The 18,585-nt window shown below is 69.6% G+C and carries 16 protein-coding genes and 4 pseudogenes; 9 read left to right on the plus strand and 11 right to left on the minus strand.

All coding sequences use genetic code 11. The annotated features are described in order from the left end of the window. From ACFYOH_RS38415 to ACFYOH_RS38425, 3 genes and pseudogenes are all read left to right on the plus strand, one after another. Positions 1-261: FG-GAP repeat domain-containing protein (locus ACFYOH_RS38415; RefSeq protein ID WP_388635557.1), on the plus strand; the 261-nt coding region annotated here is incomplete at its 5' end. 154 nt (positions 262-415) lie between these two features. Then, positions 416-803: pseudogene (locus tag ACFYOH_RS38420) on the plus strand (DUF4440 domain-containing protein). Positions 804-871: 68 nt separating this feature from the next. Then, a pseudogene (locus ACFYOH_RS38425) lies at positions 872-1,015 on the plus strand (alpha/beta fold hydrolase); the annotation flags it as partial. A gap of 53 nt (positions 1,016-1,068) precedes the next feature. On the opposite strand, the gene ACFYOH_RS38430 reads toward ACFYOH_RS38425, so the two are convergent. The 5 genes from ACFYOH_RS38430 to ACFYOH_RS38450 all read right to left on the minus strand — a co-directional run bounded on the left by ACFYOH_RS38430 (position 1,069) and on the right by ACFYOH_RS38450 (position 3,730). Beyond that, entirely contained in the window at positions 1,069-1,365 is a 297-nt protein-coding gene (locus tag ACFYOH_RS38430; RefSeq protein WP_388635622.1) for a hypothetical protein, read from the minus strand. A 349-nt stretch (positions 1,366-1,714) separates the two neighbouring features. Beyond that, the gene (locus ACFYOH_RS38435) at positions 1,715-1,903 is read right to left on the minus strand and encodes a hypothetical protein (RefSeq protein WP_388635559.1); all 189 of its coding nucleotides are present in this window, start codon (positions 1,901-1,903) and stop codon (positions 1,715-1,717) included. Positions 1,904-2,037: 134 nt separating this feature from the next. Beyond that, entirely contained in the window at positions 2,038-2,193 is a 156-nt protein-coding gene (locus ACFYOH_RS38440) for a hypothetical protein (protein ID WP_388635561.1), read from the minus strand. Positions 2,194-2,657: 464 nt separating this feature from the next. Next, positions 2,658-3,200 carry an SMI1/KNR4 family protein gene (locus tag ACFYOH_RS38445; RefSeq protein ID WP_388635563.1) on the minus strand — a complete coding sequence of 181 codons (543 nt, stop codon included), beginning with the start codon at positions 3,198-3,200 and terminating at the stop codon, positions 2,658-2,660. After that, the gene (locus tag ACFYOH_RS38450; protein WP_388635565.1) at positions 3,194-3,730 is read right to left on the minus strand and encodes a DNA/RNA non-specific endonuclease; all 537 of its coding nucleotides are present in this window, start codon (positions 3,728-3,730) and stop codon (positions 3,194-3,196) included. The genes ACFYOH_RS38445 and ACFYOH_RS38450 overlap by 7 nt, the downstream gene beginning before the upstream one ends. Between ACFYOH_RS38450 and ACFYOH_RS38455 the strand changes: the two genes are divergently transcribed. After that, on the plus strand, positions 3,720-3,998 hold the full coding sequence (locus ACFYOH_RS38455) for a hypothetical protein (RefSeq protein ID WP_388635567.1): 279 nt from the start codon (positions 3,720-3,722) through the stop codon (positions 3,996-3,998). The two genes, ACFYOH_RS38450 and ACFYOH_RS38455, sit on opposite strands and share 11 nt — an antisense overlap. Positions 3,999-4,639: 641 nt before the next feature. After that, positions 4,640-6,397, plus strand: coding sequence for a hypothetical protein (locus ACFYOH_RS38460; protein ID WP_388635569.1), 1,758 nt, complete (start codon positions 4,640-4,642; stop codon positions 6,395-6,397). Here ACFYOH_RS38460 and ACFYOH_RS38465 read toward each other — a convergent pair whose 3' ends face one another. Next, on the minus strand, positions 6,398-6,658 hold the full coding sequence (locus ACFYOH_RS38465; protein ID WP_388635571.1) for a hypothetical protein: 261 nt from the start codon (positions 6,656-6,658) through the stop codon (positions 6,398-6,400). 76 nt (positions 6,659-6,734) lie between these two features. Between ACFYOH_RS38465 and ACFYOH_RS38470 the strand changes: the two are divergent. Continuing rightward, positions 6,735-6,890, plus strand: a pseudogene (locus ACFYOH_RS38470) (IS5/IS1182 family transposase); the annotation flags it as partial. 461 nt (positions 6,891-7,351) lie between these two features. On the opposite strand, the gene ACFYOH_RS38475 reads toward ACFYOH_RS38470, so the two are convergent. From ACFYOH_RS38475 to ACFYOH_RS38485, 3 genes are all read right to left on the minus strand, one after another. Then, positions 7,352-7,579, minus strand: coding sequence for a DUF5133 domain-containing protein (locus ACFYOH_RS38475; RefSeq protein ID WP_388635573.1), 228 nt, complete (start codon positions 7,577-7,579; stop codon positions 7,352-7,354). Between the two features lie 363 nt (positions 7,580-7,942). Further along, positions 7,943-9,310 carry a cryptochrome/photolyase family protein gene (locus ACFYOH_RS38480; RefSeq protein ID WP_388635574.1) on the minus strand — a complete coding sequence of 456 codons (1,368 nt, stop codon included), beginning with the start codon at positions 9,308-9,310 and terminating at the stop codon, positions 7,943-7,945. Between the two features lie 16 nt (positions 9,311-9,326). Then, complete coding sequence (locus tag ACFYOH_RS38485; protein ID WP_388635576.1) at positions 9,327-10,853, minus strand: SDR family oxidoreductase; 1,527 nt, start codon at positions 10,851-10,853, stop codon at positions 9,327-9,329. Positions 10,854-11,633: 780 nt separating this feature from the next. Here ACFYOH_RS38485 and ACFYOH_RS38490 point away from each other — a divergent pair. Further along, positions 11,634-12,752: a hypothetical protein gene (locus tag ACFYOH_RS38490; RefSeq protein WP_388635578.1), complete on the plus strand. Its 1,119-nt coding sequence runs from the start codon at positions 11,634-11,636 to the stop codon at positions 12,750-12,752. 126 nt (positions 12,753-12,878) lie between these two features. On the opposite strand, the gene ACFYOH_RS38495 is transcribed toward ACFYOH_RS38490, so the two are convergent. Further along, positions 12,879-13,472 (minus strand): TetR/AcrR family transcriptional regulator, encoded by a 594-nt coding sequence (locus tag ACFYOH_RS38495; protein WP_388635580.1) that lies wholly within the window; start codon positions 13,470-13,472, stop codon positions 12,879-12,881. A gap of 241 nt (positions 13,473-13,713) precedes the next feature. On the opposite strand from ACFYOH_RS38495, the gene ACFYOH_RS38500 reads away from it, so the two are divergent. Both ACFYOH_RS38500 and ACFYOH_RS38505 read left to right on the plus strand, forming a co-directional pair. After that, on the plus strand, positions 13,714-14,859 hold the full coding sequence (locus ACFYOH_RS38500) for an FAD-dependent oxidoreductase (RefSeq protein WP_388635582.1): 1,146 nt from the start codon (positions 13,714-13,716) through the stop codon (positions 14,857-14,859). Between the two features lie 23 nt (positions 14,860-14,882). Further along, a pseudogene (locus ACFYOH_RS38505) lies at positions 14,883-15,387 on the plus strand (IS5 family transposase); the annotation flags it as partial. Between the two features lie 354 nt (positions 15,388-15,741). On the opposite strand, the gene ACFYOH_RS38510 reads toward ACFYOH_RS38505, so the two are convergent. After that, a complete protein-coding gene (locus tag ACFYOH_RS38510; protein ID WP_388635584.1) occupies positions 15,742-18,417 on the minus strand; it encodes a WD40/YVTN/BNR-like repeat-containing protein in 2,676 nt (891 codons plus the stop codon). Between the last annotated feature and the right edge of the window lie 168 nt (positions 18,418-18,585).

Raw genomic sequence — 18,585 nt, forward strand, 5'->3', positions numbered from 1 at the left:
AAGGGCGGCCTGTGGCTGTACCGGGGCACCGGCAACGCCTCAGCGCCCTTCCTGGCCCGCACCTCCATCGGTTACGGCTGGAACAACTACAACTCCATCGTCGGCACCGCCGACCTGACCGGGGACGGCAAGGCGGACCTCGTCGCCCGCGACAGCAAGGGCGGCCTGTGGCTGTACCGGGGCACCGGCAACGCCTCAGCGCCCTTCCTGGCCCGCACCTCCATCGGTTACGGCTGGAACAACTACAACTCGCTCATCTGACCCAGGACGGAGGCGCGGCCCGGGTGCTGGGCTGAGACCGCCCGATGGCATCTGCTGCAAGGACGTTGGCCAGCGCGGCCAGATCATCCGCTCGGCACTGAGCATTGGGTTATGTGGTTGCGGTGAGCCCGGTGAGTGGGGCGATGATGCAGCGGTGCGTGCTGAAGCGAACGAGGTGGAAGAGGCAATCAGGGGGGGAGCTGCGGCTCATGGATCCCACCGTGCGAACGTCGCGGGCGGAGGCCAGGCAGCTGTTGGACCCGGAGTTCGTGGAGGTCGGCGCCTCGGGTCGGCGGTGGTCGTACGAGGAGATGCTGGCCGAGTTGCCGGACATGCCCGGCAACTCGGAGGAGGGTCCTCGGTACGTGCCCTCAGCTATGACGGGTGTCGTGTTGGCTCCCGGTGTGGTGCACCTGACGTACGAGACCACGATCGAGGGACGGCGGGCGCGCCGGAGCTCGCTGTGGCGCAGGTTGGGCGAGGAGATGGGTTGGCGGATGTACTACCACCAGGCCACGCCCGTCCCGTCCCAGGGCGACTGACGGTGCGGGTCACCCGTGACGACGGAGTTCGGATCGCCTTCGAGGTTGTGGGCAGCGGGCCGCCGTTGGTGCTGCTGCACGGTTTCTTCGGGGATCGCACGACGTGGCGGGCGGCTGGCTATGTCGACGCGCTCGCCGGGGGGCATCGCCTGGTTCTCGTCGATGCCCGTGGTCACGGCGGGAGTGACGCGCCCCACGGCGTGGACAGCTACCGGATCGACCGTCAGGTCGGTGATGCTGGACGCACACACCCGAAAGCCGCCCATCAGGCGGCAGGCCGCCGGGCCCGACCGTGCAGCATCAACCAGAACCTCTGCAACGAGTCCTCCGGTCCGCCCGTCTCGAAACGGTTGAGAACCTTGCCGAGCGGATTCCACATCCGCCCATCCGGCATGCACACACCGACCGGCTGCCCGAAGTAGGCACGCTGATGGACGTCAAAGTCCATCCAAACCGCTCCAGCTCGGCGCACGAGCACCTCACCGACGTACGCCCCGAGACCGAAGAGCACGCTGTGCGGCCGCTCTCGGTCGGCGCCGCCCTTGCGCAGCCCACCGATCATGAAGTCCACGACTCGCAGGCTGCGCTCGGAGTAGTCCAGCGGCAGCCGGTTGCGGGCGGTGGCGCGTGCAACGAAGTCCGCAGCGCACGCACGCATCTCGCTCGCTCGCGGTCGCGCGTCCACTCCACCCATGACGCCGTTCCCCCTCCACCCAGATCCAGGGGGACCAGGGATTCGTCCCCCGGATTACCAAGCGGAATCCGCGTCTCCAACATCACGGGGGGCGGAAGTGCCGATCACCACAAAGGAATTCACGCCGTACGTACAACCTTCTTACCCTGCCGTGCGTCAGCACAGGTCACACGGCACGAGGAAGGTGAACGCGTACCGGTGCGACGCGCTCCCGTACTCATGCCGCCGCTTCCAGGTCCTGCGTCTCGGTGAAGCTCTTGAGCGTGATTTGACCATCGGTCGCCGTCACTCCCGCCTTGCGCAACTGAGCCAGCGTGGGCTCCACCTCCCGCACCGCCCTCTTCAGCGCGGGACGGTTCTGGGCAGCCGGCAGCTGCCAGCCGGACGCGGTGACCCGCAGCCGCACCCTGCCGTCGTACGACTCACCGTCGCACTCTCGGCGTACTCCGCGAACGCGTCCCGCTCGACAACCAGAAACTCGACATCGTCGGCGATGCAGGGATCGGACAGCGGACCGCTCCTCCAGCCCTGCGGCGTCTTTCACGTACCCCGTCCCGCCGACGACGTACACCCCTCGGGCTTGCGGTCCCCCTTGCCGGTGGAGACCGTGCCGGTCTGCTGAAGCGCGGCGAGGGCGGTAGTGCGGTGCACGGTCGCGGTGTACGTGGCGGAGGAGGGCGCCTGCCCCCGCAGCACGGCGAACTCACTGCCGCGCAGAGCGAACGTTCACCCCTTCTCGACCCCCATCGCCTGCCGGGCGCGGGCGGCGAACTGCGCGGCGGTCTTCGGGGGCGGAACGGGGTTGGGTGCGGGGCGTGGCATACGCGTCGACTCGGGCCGCGCCACCCTGGCCCTCGTCGAAACGGGCCGCTCGGCCGACGTCCCCTTCCCACCGTGCGAAGAGCATCCCGACACGGCCACGGCAGCCGCGGCCGACACGAGACCGAGGGCGCGGAGCCCACTCGGACGGAGAGGTCTTCCGATTCCGGGCAGCATGACATCACCCTTCGAAAGGGACGGGCAGTTCGATGGCGGCCTGGTTGTACAACAGCCGTCGAGGCGACCGCGAACGGTGGGACGAAGTACGCCGAAAACGGACGATCGCCCCCGGGAGTGCCGGGGGCGATCGTCTTTCACGTGCGGCTGGGCTCAGCTGCCGATCAGTCGATGCGGTCGCTCAGGCCCACCACCTGCGGGTGGTCGCTGGGGAAGTCCCCGGGCATACCCCCTACGTGGATGGTGCGCCTGTCCACGCCGACCAGGAACTCGACGGCACCGACCGGGAACTCCGACCAGTCGCCGTTGTCTCCGCGGACGACCACCGGCCATGCGTCCGGGTTCGCGGGGCTCGTCCTCCAGTAGAAGGCGTCCCCCGAATTGGACTCCGCCCAGGAGATCAGGCCACCGGGCTGCGGGTAGGGAACGTAGTCCTCGGTGTCGCCGATCTCGTACAGATCCTGAAGGATCTCGTCCTCCCTGGCCTCGGCCGCCCATGACGCCTCGGTGCCGGGCACGGGAACGGACACGCTCAGGAAGTCGTCGATCACCAGCACCGGGTACGCCTCCGCCAGGGAACGGAAGTCGGAGGGCAGCGCCGTCCCGAGTTCCGCCTCGAGGGCAGCCCAGTCCACGCCACGCCCGCCGGGCACACGCCACCGTGTCATCGAGGGAAGCACCGCTTCCAGCTCTTCGATCCTCAGCATGTCGTCTGCCAATCCGGGCTGTTCTGGACCACAACGTCGTCGAACAATACTCCGTCCTCCGTGTAGGCGGACATTGTGATGCTGTCCGCGTAGCCCGTGGTGTGGCTGTAGTTGAGCTTTCCGGTGTACATGGCCCACTTTCCGGCCGCGAGTTGCCTCTCCATCTTGATCTCGCAACGCCGCATGCCGCTCCGGTTCATTCGCTTGAACCCGGTGAACAGGTTCTCGTTCACCCAGTCGCCGCTCACCTTGTCGCCGACGATGTGCGTGCGGTCGAAGATGTTCCCCTTCCCCGACCTGGGAGTGTTCTGCGCGGGGTCCGGGAACCCGTACACGTTCACCGAGCCGGTGTCCCGGTCCGCGAGCGGGGGCTTGAGGTCGCTCGGGCAGAGCAGAGCGGTAGCCCCTTGGGCACGGCCCGCCCCGTCCAGCGGCTGGTACTGGAAGCGGGACGACTTCGGCTCGGACTCACACCGCTGGCCCGCGTACCAGAACACCAGCAGCGACTCGGGGCACGAGGTGGCCGGCACCGGCACCGCCGACCTCACCTACCAGGCACGCAGCACAACCGGCAAGGCCGTCGTCGTCAAAGCGGCCGCGCTGCCGTGGCACAAGACGGTGGACGTCCCACTCGGCAAGGAACCGATCGTCAGCATCGTCCTCGGCGCAAAGGGCGGTCAGGCCCGCTGCACCCTCGCCATCCGCGGGCACCACGTCCAAAGCGCCACCGCCACCGGCGCCTTCGGCCGCGCCACCTGCTCCGGCCCGGTCCCCGCCGCACAGGCCGACCAGAACTGAGCCGACGCACCAGGCACCCATCCCTACGCACGGCAGACCGAAATCTCCGCGCGCGTGTCCGCGCAGATCTGCCGCACAACCGGCCCGGTCGCAGGGCCCGAGCACACACCGCGGCACATACCCGTACCCGTTGACCGGCCGCTTTCCTGCAACTGGCTCGTAATGAAAGGTTGGCTGATGCTCCGCCCGCTCTTCCCGCCCTCGCCCGGGCGCCTCCGCAACACCGAACCCCACCCCGTACCACAGCGCCCGGCCCGTACCCGAAGAGCGAGCTCGCTCCGGTTCGGGATGTGCTCCGTTACCCACTGGGCGGCACCGCCGCACGACTTTCCTCCCCTGCACCCGGCGGAGTGGCCACGACGGCTCCCCGGCACGATGACCCCTTCGCGGTCCGCCCCGAGCCGATCCGGCTGGCCTCTCGTCAGCGTGCGCCCCCATGGATTCAGCCTCGCGCTCGTTCAAGGTTCGGCAATGACTGGCGCGCGGTTGAACCGACCGTGCGCGCGGCACGTAACCGCGATGGGATCCGTTGTGCGGGGCGATCCGGTTGCTCGTCCTCCGCCACGCCCAGAAGGGTCCGGACTGTCATGACCGTCGTGCGCCCGCGCGACCGTGGGCCATTTCCCACGGCAGGACGCACAGTGAGGAGCACCGCAGTGGCCCGCAAGGACCTGACACAGTCGTCGCGTACTGCGCGGCGGGAGCACGCCCGGCACCGGAAGCTGTCGAAGGTGTCACTCGCGCTGATCGGCGGCCCCGTGATTCTCGCCGTCGTCGCGGGGTCGGTGTTCGCGGCGGACGTCCGTGCCCAGCACCGCCCGCAAAAGAACCAGGCAGCCGCCGCGCAGCCCGACGCGGCGGCCCGCAAACCCGATCCGAACTGCACGCTGCTGGTACCGGACAATCCGCTCACCGCCCGTGGCCTGGCCACGCCGTACAGACTCGTCGCGACCGATCCGGCACAGGGACCCTGTCACGAGGCCAATCCCGATCAGTCGGCGTTCGTGGAAGCCGCGATCGTAACCCCGAACGGCAAGCTGACCGTCTACAACCCGTTGGTGATCGACAAGGGCACGAGACCGGCCGCGCCCACCGCCCGGCCCTCGGTGCCGCGCGGCTCGACCGTGGGTATCTGGTTCGGTTTCAACAGCGCCGAGCTGACCTTGCGGGCGAGCGGCCGTCGGGACGGTCCAGCCCGGGGCCAGTGTGTCAACGGCCTGCCGGGATCGGTCTTCGGCCAGTTCGCGTACTGCAATGCGCCGGCCTTCTTCCGGGCCGCCAACGTCCAGATCGCCAAGGGGCACCTCAGGATTCCGGCGCTCGGGAGAGCCAAGGACGGCCTGCCCTGCCCGACCACGCGGGACTTCTCCGTCGTGGACCAGGACGGAAGCGACAACGTGGTGACCCACTACCTCGCCGACGGGCACGGCCGGATCGCCCAGAACAACGCCGCGAGCAGGGCCGCACTCAAGAAGTCCGCCCGGCTGACCAACCGCGGCGACCGCCACCACCGGCACAACGGCAGGACCAGGTCGGCGACCACCCGCGCCCCCAGGGATCTGGCCAACGGCAGCGACAACCTGTTGCTGACCCAGTTCATGGACCCTGCCCTTGGCTGCAAGCCCTTCACCGCGCCCGACCAGTCCGGCGACGGCCGGGCCACGTCCGCCCTCGCGCTGGACGAACTGTCCGCCGCGGCACACCAGAAGGCGCCGATCGCGCTGGTCCCGCGGAACGACCCGATGACGCTCGTCGACGGCCGTGGCAGCGTCGCAAAGACCGACGCGTACCGCGCCGGAGTCGACATGCCCGCGGCCGGTGCCGGCGCCGACGGTGACGGAGCGGCCTTCTGCACCACCCTCTTCCGCGATCCGGCCGGCATCCAGCGCGTCTTCAAGGACAAGCCACTCTTCGAGAAGGCGCCCTCGCCGGACCCGGCCATGGCGCCGAACCTCTTCGGTTTCCTCGCGGCACGGGCCAACCAGACGTTCACGAACCTGGGCTGCGATCATCTGCTCGGCGCCGCCGACCCCGTCGTCCTCACCACGAACGCGGACGGAGTGGTCACCGACGCGGTGTTGACAGCGCTCGGCCGGACGCCGGCCTCGGCCGCTCCCACGACCAGCACCTCCCCGTCCACGTCGCCGGGCACCCCGTCCGCGTCACCGAGCACCCCGCCGTCCGGCAGGGGCGCAGGTACGACCGCCACCACCCAGGCCACCTCGCCGACCAGCGCCTCCGCCTCCCCGTCCCCGGCAGCACAGCAGCCCCAAGGCCACCGCTACGGCTCCCCGACAACCACGCCGCCCCTCGCGTCGCCCGGCCGCACAGCTCTTGACGGTGCTTCCCTGCACCCGGCACTCCGGTACAGCCAGCACCCTCTGCACCGGGCGGAGTAGTCAGACGTCCATGTCGTCCCGAAGAAAGCTGATGTACGACTGCGCCAGTACCGTCCTCAAGGAGTCGGCACCCTGAACGACCTCGGCCAGCTCCGACGGCTTGTCCCTCCACAACTCGGCGAGAACCGCATACGGCTCGGGGTTCTCAGGTGCGGAGGCGATGGCACCCGCCAGGTAGTGCACGGACGCTGATGGGCTGCCCCCGCAGTGCGCCATCACCCGCGCGAGACCTACTCCAGCTGCTACCGCCCGATTCGCCATCGTCCGAGGGTATCCCTGGTCCGGCCTTTGTCGGCCGTCCCCCATGGCTCGCTGGACACGATGCCATGATCTTGTTGTGGCAGGAGTGATTGCGGCGTCGGAACCGTCCTGGATAGCCCCATTCACCGGGCTGAGCCCGCGGCAGTTCCGCAAGCTGATCACCGCGCTGCGGCGTGAGGGCGCGGATCCGGTCCGCAATGGCCGGCTCTGGGGGCTGCGCCTGACCGTCCGGCGGGCCGTCGGCGAAAACGCGCCGATCGACCTGGCCGACCGCCGCCCCAAGCGGGTCAGGCTGACGGAGGACTGAGCAGTGACGCCGGAGGAGTACGAACGCTGGCACGTCCGCAGGTGCTCTCGCTGCGGCCGACGGGCGGCCAAGTCAGCTGACGGCAAAGGCTGCCTTGGTGCCTTCTGGCATGGTCGGGTGCCTTGCACGACGTCCGTACCAGGCACCGGTAGTCCCTAGCGATCAACGCCCGCCGGGGTCGCGCTGATCACTCAGCGCGAGCCTCATTTGGTCTCGGCCGTGAATAGGCGACCCCTCAACACCCGAGCCCACCAGCCCCGAGGGCCCTCATCGACTACCCGTCAGCTGCTAACGAGGCAGGCGAGCAGCCCTGAATCGTCGCCAACTTCCTCGAGACTGGTGAAAGTCGGCGGCTCGGTAGTCATCGGCACCGATCAACGAAGCAGTCAGGTGGCAAGGAGGGAGTCGTCTTCGACACGGGCACCGGGTAGCCGGTGCCGGGCTGCGACGAGGGCGGCGTCGATATCACTGGTACCAGTCGACACACACAGGGTGTAAGCGATGTCGTCCATCCGTCGGCGCACCTCCTCATGCCCCTCTTCCGCGTGCAGGACACGCAGCGTCTCGTACTGCTCGATCAAGTTCTTCAGCACGGCGGGGTGCGCCATGAGCATCGCAAGCCTCCCTTGCAGCCACCGTTCGCATGCGTCTTACACGACTCATGTGCCCCGCCTCCCGGACACCATTCCCACGGTGACCCGCTACGCGGTTGTAGCCCAAGCCAGCACGGATTCAGATGGAGGCAGAGCGTGAAGCCCCGGCCGATCCCCGAAACGGGGGAGGCAGCGGGCCGACGGAGGCGGACGTCAGACCATCGGGCGCTTCGCCGCCCTGTCGAGTGCGCCAGCACCCGTCGTGCTGGGGCGTTGCAACACTCGGCTGTCCAACCCTGACACCCACCAGCGTCACAGCACCCGCTCGACCCGTACCTCACCCATTACTTTCGGACCAGCGGCCTGGGGTTTGTTCTGTTCCGGTCACTCGGCGCCCCGTCGCTCCCTGAACCGGGCGGCAGCCGCGGCGAGATCCACGATCGGGGCGGGGTAGTCCAGGCCCGCACGGGTGGCTGCGTCGAGGTAGGGGACGCGGTGGACCGCCGTGGCGTCGAGGTGGCGGAGCTCGGGGAGCCAGCGTCGTACGTACTCCCCGCGGGGGTCGTACCGGCGTGCCTGGGCGAGTGGGTCGAGGAGCCGGTTCGGGCGGGTGTCCGTGCCGGTCCCGGCGGCCCACTGCCAGTTGAGCTGGTTGTTCGCCACATCGCCGTCGACAAGGAGGTCCAGGAAGTGGCGGGCTCCCACCCGCCAGTCCATGTACAGCGTCTTGGTGAGAAAGCTTGCCGCGAGCAGGCGGGCCCGGCCCGGCATCCAGCCCTCGTGGCGCAGCTGTCGCAGGGCGGCGTCGACGACGGGGTAGCCCGTGCGGCCGTCCCGCCAGGCTTCGAACTCCTTCGTCGCGCGGCGCCAGCGGTCGTGCCGGGGCCGGTAGTCGTGGTCGGCCGCGTCGGGGCGAGCCGCCAGGACCTGGTGATGGAAGTCCCGCCAGGCGAGCTGGCGGACGAAGGCATGCGCACCGGGACCGTCCTGGGCGCGAGCCCGGTGCAGCAGTTCGGTGGGCGAGAGGCAGCCGAAGTGCAGATAGGGGGAGAGCCGGGAGGTCGCGTCGGCGGCCAGGTCGTCGTGCCGGTCGGCGTACGCGGACAGCGGACCCGCCAGCCATGACCACATCCTGCGGCGGGCCTCGGATTCCCCGCCGACGGCCAGGCCCGGCGACGTGGAACCCGACGCGAGGGACTCTGCGCGAGGAAGGCCGGCCGAGCCCACGTCGGGTAGCCGTACGACGTCCGGTGCCGGCAGGACGTCGCGCACGGAGAAGCTCTCCCATCGGCGGAAGTACGGGGTGAAGACGGCGAAGTGGCCCTTGCCCGCCGGTGTCAGTGCCCCCGGCGGTACGACCGTCAACGAGGCGTCGTGGACACGTAGTTCCCGTCGGTCACCGGCCAGCTCCGCGCGCAGCCGGTCCTCGCGCCGTACCGCATAGCGGCTCACCCCGCCCGCGACGTGCACCACGGTGGCCCCGGTCTCCGACGCCACCCGGCAGGTCTCCTCGACCACGTCGCCGACGCGCACCACCAGCCGACCGCCCCGAGCCCTCAGGGTCATGTCGAGATCGGCCAGGCTGCCAGCGAGGAACGCCGCGCGGTTGGGTCCGGCGAAGCCGGTGCGGCGGATGCCGGTGTCGACGACGAAGAGCGGGACCACACGTTCCGCATCCTTCAGGGCGGCCCGGAGGACCGGGTTGTCGTGCACCCGAAGATCGGCGGTGAACAGGGCGACCGAAACGCGCACAGTTCCTTGAGCCCCCTCAGTGAGTGCGGGCCGGTTCGGGGGCGGCCGATTCGGCCGCGGCGGCGATGTTGCGGGCCATGCCGCCAAAGACCGCGGCGTGGAAGGGGGCCACGCCCCACCAGTAGGCGTGCCCGGCCAGGCCGTGCGGATGGAACAGGGCCCGCTGCCGGTACACCGTGCGTCCCTGTGTATCCCGGTCGACGGCCATCTCCAACCAGGCCAGGCCAGGCAGCCGCATCTCCGCGCGCAGCCGGAGCAGCCGTCCCGGCTCGATCTCCTCCACTCGCCAGAAGTCCAGGCTGTCGCCGACCCGCAGCCGGGTCGCGTCCCGGCGGCCCCGGCGCAGGCCGACACCGCCCACGAGGGTGTCCAGCCAGCCCCGCAGGGACCAGGCCAGCGGCGAGGAGTACCAGCCGTGCTCGCCGCCGATCGCCTCCACCACCCGCCACAGGGCCTGCGGCGACGCCGCGACCGTGCGCTCGCGGTGATCCGTGTAGAGGCTCCCGCCCGCCCAGTCGGGGTCGGTGGGCAGCGGGTCGCTGGGGGCGCGGGGAATCGAGGCCGAGGACCACCTGGTGGCGACGTCCGCGTCCTGCACGCGCCTCAGAGCCAGCCGGATCGCCCGGTCGAGGGTGACCGGTCCCTCCGACGGGTCCGGCACATAACGGACGACGTCCCGCTCGGTGCAGACCACCTCGTGCTTCAGCGACTCGACCAGCGGGCGCGCGAGGGCGCCCGGTACCGGGGTGACCAGACCGACCCAGAGGCTGGACAGCCGGGGGGTGAGCAGCGGAACGGGGAGGATGACGCGTTTCGGCAGCCCGGCGACGACGGCGTACCGCCGCATCATCTCCTCGTACGTGACGATGTCCGGTCCGCCGATGTCGAAGGCGCGGTTCACGTCGTACGGAAGCCTCGCGCATCCCACGAGGAAGCGCAGCACGTCGCGGACGGCGATGGGCTGGATGCGGGTGCGCACCCAGCTCGGGGTCACCATCACGGGCAGCCGCTCGGTCAGATACCGCAGCATCTCGAACGAGGCCGAACCCGACCCGATGATCACAGCTGCCCGCAGTACGGCGGTGGGCACGCCCGAGGCCAGGAGGATGCGGCCCACTTCGGCCCGGGACCGCAGATGGGGTGAGAGTGCGTGCTCGGGTACTCCGGAAGGGCTCAGACCGCCGAGGTAGACGATCCGACGGATTCCGGCGGCACGCGCCTGCTCACCGAAGATCCTGGCCGCTCGCCGGTCGGTCTCCTCGAAGCCCCGACCGGTGCCCAGCGCGTGCACCATGTAGTACGCGACGTCCATGCCCTCCATGGCCGCGCGCACGGCCCCCTCGTCCGTCACGTCCCCGCGCACGGCCTCCACCTGCCCAGACCACGGATGGTCCCGCAGCTTGCCGGGGGCGCGGGCCAGGCAGCGCACGGAATGCCCGGCGGCCAGCAGCTCCGGCACCAGCCTGCCGCCGATGTAACCGGTGGCACCGGTGACCAGACAGCGCAGCGGCCGGTCGTCGTCGGTCATGTCGATCGCAGGCATGCCTGTCGAGTGCGCCTTGTCCTGCGACGGCCGGCAGACCGGGGGGCAGGAAACGGCATGGCTCTCCTCCCGGGACGTTCCCCTCCGATGTGCTCTGTCGCTGTTCTCCTGAGCCCATGCTTGGGCCCGAGGACGAGCACCGCAACCTCGCCGGTCCCGGCCTGAGGGTGGTGACCGCGGGGTCGGCGCACGCCTGGGTGTCAACCGTGTGGGTCGGTCTCGCGTCGGACGGGGCCCACAGCGGCTCGTCCCGGGGCGCCCCGGTGTCGGCCGCGCCGTCAGGAACCGAGGCGGCTGAGGACGGCGAGGACGGGTGTGCGGCGGGGGCGTGCCCAATCCGTGCCCGTAAGTGCGGACAACCACGGTCGACCATGGGCGCTCGCCCCCCTGTACAACGATGCCGGCACAACCAATCCGCGCAGGTCAGCGACTCAGCGCACCTTCGGTGCGCGCCGGGGGCGTAGTAAATGCCGTGGCGCGCGCCGGGGGTGCTTCTGTCTGCCCTGACGTGGGCTGATGCCGGTGCGGGATGCTGGAGGGGTTCGTTCCGGCCGAAACCGATGCCTCTGTGATGCCGGTGAGCTCGCAGGTCAGCGTGGTGCTGGGGGCCGTCAACGGGAACTGTGGAGTGTTGCTGGGAGCACGGGCGTCAGAATTGCTGTTCCACCCTGGCCCTCCCGGAACGGCGTACGCGGTTTGCGGTGAGGGAGGGAACAAGGCCGTGGATGTACTGCACGAACGCCGCGCGGGAGTGGACATCAGCAGGAAGGACGCCAAGGTATGCGTCCGCACTCCGAGCACCAAGCGGCGGGGAGCGTTCACCAACCAGACCACGACCTGGGTTCGACGACGTACGCGGTCCCTGCCCTGCGGGGCCATCTGCTCGCCGCCGAGGTCACACTCGTCGTGATCGAAGCGACCTCGGACTACTGGAAGCCCGCTCGCGACGGTGGCCGCACCGAGCGTGCGTTCAACGCGGCGATGAGTGGTCTGCAGTCGGCGACGGGCATCGAATGCGTGCCGGTGGGACCCCGGTTGGCCGCGCTACTCCCCGCCTTTCCGCCCACCGGTCCGCGCCCGATGCTGGCGACGATGGCCGGCTTCTGCGTGGAACGTGGTGCCGATCCGGCGGCCTGTGCGGAGCCGATCCTCGACGGCACCCACCGGGACCTGCTCGATCCCCTGGAGTTCGCCCGCCACTGGGCCGCCGCCGACGGTGCCGGGGACGAACTGCCGGAGGCCGACGAGAAGATCGTCGATGACGCGCTGATGGCCCGGCTGGGTGGCGAGGCGCACGAGGCGTTGCGGCTGGCGCTGGCCTGGTGCTCGGTCGAGCAGTGGCAGCCCCCCGCGCTGGCCGTGCTGTGCCGCAGCACCGAGGTGCGCCGTCGGCACGCATCCGCGCTCCTCCCGGCCTGCCGCGACCTGGCGACCCTGGAGCGGCACGACCTCAAGTGCCTGGCCTACGCGCTGGCGATCCTGGACGACGAGCCCCTGGTTGTGTTGCACCGGCCCACCGGGACCGGGTTCGAAGTGCGCATCGGCGGCATCGGGGACAACTTCCAGTTGCACACGCTGCTCGCCCACGTGCTCGTCGGCGGCGGCCACGTGCCCGGCACCGCACCGTCGGCGGAGAGCGTCCGCCTGGCCACGGACCCCGAGCCCGCCCAGGGGCGCACCGAGGCCGTCGCGACCGGGGCCTTCGAACTCCTCGCCCCGGACGGGGAGCGGATCTGGAACGAGGGGCTGCCCGACGACATCCCCGTTGTGGAGGGACGCCGCCTACTTGTGCTGGACGAGCCGATGTACCCGCGCAGTTGGAACGGCGACCGGTTCTTCCCGATGCTCCCGGGAACGGCCGAGCTGACTCGTGTGCTGTCCGCCGACGGATCAGAATGAGGTGCTTGCCGTTTGGGAATGACGGGATGTCAGGTCTCGTCGCCAGGCAGGGGGTGAGCGCGACCGATACACGCAGTGGGGCAAGCCGAGGCTGGTCGAGGACGGGCCCAGAAAACGGTCCAGGTGCTATGGCGCGGGCGGCTTGCTTGGCGGCTCCCAGCCGTGGGTGAGGATGTCGAAGATTGCCTCGATGGCGGCCCGGCGGTCCTGCCGGCCGCGAGCGAGCACCGGGATCTCGAGTACGAATCGGGCAATAGCTACACACGCGAGGTTGTCGTGCTCCACGCCGAACTCGTCGGCGATGACTGCGCTGAGGCTGTCGGTGTACCGGGTCCACATGCGTTCGGCGTAGGCGCGCAGCACCGGCGTTGAGTTCACCAGGTTGGTGAACTCGGCCGCCTGAGGATGTGCCTCGATCGACGGCCAGGTGTCCAGGACGTGCTGTCGGAGGGCATCGAGGATGCTCTGGTCGGAGGGTCGCTGCCGCACCGCGGCGATCAGCTGTGACTCTCGGTCTTCGTCCTGGTCGAATACCAGCGCTTCCTTGCCGCTGAAGTGCTTGAACACCGTAGCGGTCGACACGTCGGCGGCGTCGGCGATGTCACGGATGCTCACCTGATCGTAGCCGCGCTCCAGGAAGAGTTGCAGTGCGGCGTCGGCGATCGCTTGCCGGGTGGCCGCCTTCTTGCGGTCGCGGCGGCTGGCAGAGGGCACGGTCATGACTACAGCGTACTAGATAGTCGAATCAGTCACTAAGTAGAGTCGTTGCACTTTTCTACTCGCTCTGATTCTATGGATATGCACGAGCACCTGAGCGGCACATCCTCGTCGGCCTGGTCATCGTCTGCACCGCGCCGACCTGTTCACCTGAGGGGCCCTCTGCGGGTCACATCCGGTGCCGGTGCTGAGGTCGACAACGCCCGGCCTGCTCGCCTCTCTTCGCCGACTGAAAGGGACAACCATGAACTCCCCAGAACCTGCCCGGGCACGCATCAGCATCATCGGTGCCGGCCCCGGCGGACTGACCTGCGCCCGCATCCTCCAGCAGCGCGGCATAGCGGTCACCGTCTACGACCGCGACCGGGGCCCCGACGCGCGCAACCAGGGCGGCACCCTCGACCTGCACGCGGACAACGGTCAGCTCGCCCTGCGCGAAGCCGGTCTGCTCGACGAGTTCTTCAAGCTCGCCCGCCCCGAAGGGCAGGAAATGCGGCAGATGGACCCGACCGGCACGATCAAGTCCCATGAAGTCCCGGCGGCCGACGAACTCTTCAAGCCGGAAATCGACCGTGGCCAGCTGCGTAACCTGTTGCTCGACTCCCTGCAACCGGGAACTGTGCACTGGGGCCGCGCCCTCGACACGATCAGCGGACCTGACGACGGGCCGCGGCAATTGCACTTCACCGACGGCACGACCACCCAGACCGATCTGGTCATCGGCGCCGACGGCGCCTCCTCCCGGGTACGCCCGGCTGTGTCCCCCGCCGTCCCCGAGTACACCGGGGTGAGCTTCCTGGAAGCATGGTTCTCAGACGTCGAGAACCGGCACCCGGACATGGCTGAGCTGGTCGGCCAGGGCAGCGCCCACGCAGCCGACGGCGAGCGCGGCCTGTTCGCCCAGCGCAACAGCGGAAACCACATCCGCGTCTACATCATCCAACGCGTCCCGGTCGACTGGATCAACACGAGCGGCCTGACAGTCGAGGACACCGACGGCATCCGCGCCTTGCTCCTGCGCGAGTACGCCCACTGGTCGCCCCGCATCCGCCGGATGATCACCGAAAACGACGGCCCTTACGTCAACCGCCCGATCTTCGCCCTCCCGGTCCCGCACACCTGGGAACACAACCCGACGGTGACCCTGCTCGGAGATGCCGCCCACCTCATGCCCCCGCTCGGCGTCGGCGTCAACCTCGCCATGCTCGACGCCAGCGAAATCGCCCTCGCTCTCATGAACGCCGCCACCGTCGCGGACGCGATCCGCACCTACGAGAAGACCATGCTCCCCCGCTCCACCGAGACGGCCAAGGCCCTCGAAGGCGGCGCCGAACACCTGCTGTCCACCGACGTACCCGACTTCGGCAGCAACAACGACGCCCAGCACTAGGCAGTGTCTTCAAACGATCTTGGATGGTGGATCATGGTGAGGTGATACGTCGCCATGAACTGTCGGACGCCGAGTGGGAGTTCATACGGCCGTTGCTGCCCGAGTCGCTGCGTGGGCGAAAGCGGCTGGATGACCGCAGGGTCCTGAATGGGATCGTGTGGAAGTTCCGTACGGGCACGGCTTGGCGGACGTGCCCGAGCGGTACGGGCCGTGGGCGACGTCGCACACCCGTTTCCGCCGGTGGGCGGCGGACGGCACGTTCGAGCGGATGCTTCGCACCGCCCAGGCGAAGGCGGACGCGTCCGGCGACATCGACTGGCTGGTGTCGGTCGACTCCACGATCGTCCGGGCCCATCAGCACGCCGCCGGGGCCCGAAAAGGGGGCTCCGCAGCCCGGCCCTCGGACGCTCCCGAGGCGGTCTGACCAGCAAGATCCACCTGGCCTGCGACGGCGCCGGCCGCCCGCTCGGCTTCACCGTCACGGGCGGCAACACCAACGACTGCACCCAGTTCACCGCCGTGATGGAGGCTGTCGGCGACGCCTCCGTCCAGCGCCTGTGCGTGCGATCCGGTACGACGGTGACCGTCGTCCTGGAGCCCCGCGCCCCAGGGCTCCTGGCCGCAGCCGCGCAGCAGCAACCCGATGCTGGCGCTGGTGACCTCCTCCGCCACCGCCAGCAGGGGTGTCACCCGGGTCACGGTACGTGCCGCCCGCATCGGAGCGGTCAGCGTCACATGGGGTCCCGAGAGCGCGCCGCTCTTCACGCTTCGGCTGAGTGTGGCGGCGTACCCCGTGCAGTGAACCCGCACGACATACGGCCGGTGCGTCCCCGGAAACGGGGGGCGCACCGGCCGTCGTCGTATGCCGGGAATCCGGCGTGATCAGTCCTTACGGCCCTTGAGGCGCCGTACGTCGTAGGACCAGATGCCGCGTCCGTGGGTGGCGGCGTAGAGCTTGCCGTCGGGGCCGAGGCGCAGCTGCATCACGGCCGTGGTGGGCAGGTCGTGCCCCAGGACCAGCCACTTCGTGGCCCCGGCGGGGCGGTAGAAGGTGGCCAGGTCGGTGCCGAGGGCGAGGCCGCCGTTCGGCAGGACCTTGACCGTGTCGGCGGGGACGTCGGGCAGGTTGGCGGAGATGTCCGTCCAGCTGGCGCCGCCGTCCTTGGACTCGAAGACGTGGCCGACGCCCGCGCCGGGGCCCTCGGTGAAGCGGCGGGAGAAGCCGTTGATCGCCACGTAGACGTGCTGGGCGTCGGCCGGGTCGATCTCGAAGCCGGAAACGTAGCGGTTCGGGATCGTGCCGTCGACCGGGAGGTTCAGCTGGTGCCAGCCGGTGCCGTCGGCGTTGCCGACCGCGATGCCGCGAGTGAAGCCCTGGTTGTTGCAGGGGCCGCACCAGCCGACGTACACGGCGCCGCCTGAGGACGCCACCGCCGTGGCCACGTGGCCCTCGCCGAGGTCGTAGGCGTTCGTCCACTCCTTGCCGGAGCGGATGGCGAAGCCCTTGGTGTTCACCCACACGTGCCGGCCGCCCGCGATCCAGGTGTTGGTGTCCTTGGCGTCGGCCGTGATCGGCGCGATGAAGCGGGCGCCCGCGCCGCCCTGGTCCTTGTCCGGCGGGGCGACCTCGTACTCGGTGGCCTTGGACGGGTCGGTCGACCAGGAACCGTCGTTCACGCCGCAGTTCTGGGTGACCCACATGTCGAGGTAGACGTACTCGGCGGCGATGTTGCAGCCGTCGGCGGGGTCGGCGATGGTGTCGCCGCCGTCTCCGCCGAAGTTGGAGCCCATGACCTTGTCGTGGCCGCGCAGGATCGACTGGCCGTTGTCCTGCAGGCCGCCGGTCACCGAGACGCCACCTCGGTCGAGGTCCTTGCCGACGCCCACCGAGTAGTACTGGAGGGTGTCGAGGGTGCCGTCGCTCAGGGACTGCCAGTCCTTGGCGTGGCCGCCGGAGTCGACCGCGCCGTTCAGCGGACGCCGGTAGATGCCGCCGTCGTTGCCAACATACGCCCAGGTCTTGCCCTTGTAGCTGCCGATCGCGACCGCGTGCTGGTCGGAATGGGTCGTGGGCGAGCAGTCACCGGTCTGCTTCGAAGGGTCGATGCTCCAGCAGGGGAAGGGGAAGTTCCAGTACGGGCCGGGCACTGTCCAGCTCTGGCCGCCGTTCTTGGTCTCGAAGACCTCTTCCAGGCCGAGGTAGACGTGGTCGGCGTTGGCCGGGTCGACCTGGAGGAACTGGTTGTACCAGGACTGGATGCCCGGCATGTAGCCCGCGCTCTGCAGGGCGGATCCGGACGCCTTCAGCTTGGTGTAGTCCGCGATCTGCGTCCACGGCCCGAACGGCGAGCCGTTCTTCGACACGTACACGCCCTTGAGCCCGCTGTCCGGGTTGGCGGCCATCTGCGCCGGCGACTGGTCGATGGCGTACAGACGCGAGCCGTCGGCCGCGGCGGCGAACGTCATGTTGCCGACGTCGGCGCTGCTGGTGGGCAGGTCACCGAGGCCGCTGACCGGCTTCCAGCTGCCGTCGTCCTGCTTGGCGTACAGCCCGTTGTATGTGTCACCGCCGCGCCAGCCGACCGCGAGCAGGACCTTGTCCGGGTCCTTGGGGTCGACGGCGATGTCATTGGCGATGTTCTTGTACGGCGCGCTCGGGTCGTCCGCCTTGGAACCGCCCGGCAGATAGTCGGGGTTGGGGGCGAACTCGTGCTTCCAGGGCCCGGACAGGGTGGTCGTGGAGTGCGACCAGACACCGGTGCTGGTGGCCGCCCACACCTTGGTGCCGGCGAAACGCAGCGCGTGGATGACGGTGGACTCCAGTTCGGCGCCGCCGACGCGGTCGCCGGGCTGGAACTGGCCGTGGCGCGGGTCCTTGAGGACGTACACGCCCGTCCCCACGAAGGACGTCGCCCCGGTGTTGGATTCGCCCGTGGCGTACCAGAGCCGCTTCTGCCCGTCCAGCGCGAGGGTGCCCGTCGACAGGGACGGCAGCCTGTCGGAGATCGGCTTCCAGTGCCCGCCACCGGTGGTGGACCGGAAGACACCACCGTTGGCGCCGCCCGCGTACACATAGCCCTGGTCGTCGGCCGCGATGCCGGTGATCCGGCCCGTGACGTCGCCCGCGCCACCGCTGGAGTTGGAGTTCACATCGCGGTAGCGGGGGTCGTCGGAGTTGTACGCCCTCTTGGTGACGTGGTCCCAGCTGCCGCTCGTGTGCTTCATCGACTGCAGTTGCTGCCAGGCCGCCCCGTAGGCGCCGGGTGCGACCACGCCGGGCGCGGTGCGGGCCTCGGTGAACTGGGCGGTCGCCTCGGCGGAGTTCTCCGCCTCGTCGGCGCCGTCGTCGTCGCCGCCTTCCGCGGCGAACGCGGACATCCCTTGGCCGGCGTGCACCGCCTTGATGTGCTGCCGGCCCATGGCGGCCTGGTGGCGCGCCTGCCAGGGCCGGGGTCTTGCGTTGTTCGGCGCCGCGAACGACTGGGTGCTTACCAGTCCGAACGCGGCCGCTACGACGGTGCAGGTTATGAACCGTCGCTGGTGCTTCGGGGGCAACATGCCCGCTCCTCCCTGCGCCGGGCATATGGGGGTGTCCCGGGCGCAGAGGGGATCTTGGCGTGACCACAACAGTCACACAAAGGGCTCACAGGAAAAATGGTGGGTTGTTTACCTTGCGTCTCAGATGAACCCGAAGTCGCGCCCGTCACAGCGTGCTTCGGGCACGCC

The organism is Streptomyces sp. NPDC007856 (genome assembly GCF_042868225.1).
Classification (GTDB): domain Bacteria; phylum Actinomycetota; class Actinomycetes; order Streptomycetales; family Streptomycetaceae; genus Streptomyces.

Bases quoted from the DNA above. Each gene is read 5' to 3' on its own strand.
- ACFYOH_RS38430 (WP_388635622.1), bottom strand. From the start codon at position 1,365: ATGATCGGTGGGCTGCGCAAGGGCGGCGCCGACCGAGAGCGGCCGCAC.
- ACFYOH_RS38445 (WP_388635563.1), bottom strand. From the start codon at position 3,200: ATGCTGAGGATCGAAGAGCTGGAAGCGGTGCTTCCCTCGATGACACGG.
- ACFYOH_RS38465 (WP_388635571.1), bottom strand. From the start codon at position 6,658: ATGGCGAATCGGGCGGTAGCAGCTGGAGTAGGTCTCGCGCGGGTGATG.
- ACFYOH_RS38475 (WP_388635573.1), bottom strand. From the start codon at position 7,579: ATGCTCATGGCGCACCCCGCCGTGCTGAAGAACTTGATCGAGCAGTAC.
- ACFYOH_RS38485 (WP_388635576.1), bottom strand. From the start codon at position 10,853: ATGCCTGCGATCGACATGACCGACGACGACCGGCCGCTGCGCTGTCTG.
- ACFYOH_RS38490 (WP_388635578.1), top strand. From the start codon at position 11,634: ATGCGTCCGCACTCCGAGCACCAAGCGGCGGGGAGCGTTCACCAACCA.
- ACFYOH_RS38495 (WP_388635580.1), bottom strand. From the start codon at position 13,472: ATGACCGTGCCCTCTGCCAGCCGCCGCGACCGCAAGAAGGCGGCCACC.
- ACFYOH_RS38500 (WP_388635582.1), top strand. From the start codon at position 13,714: ATGAACTCCCCAGAACCTGCCCGGGCACGCATCAGCATCATCGGTGCC.
- ACFYOH_RS38510 (WP_388635584.1), bottom strand. From the start codon at position 18,417: ATGTTGCCCCCGAAGCACCAGCGACGGTTCATAACCTGCACCGTCGTA.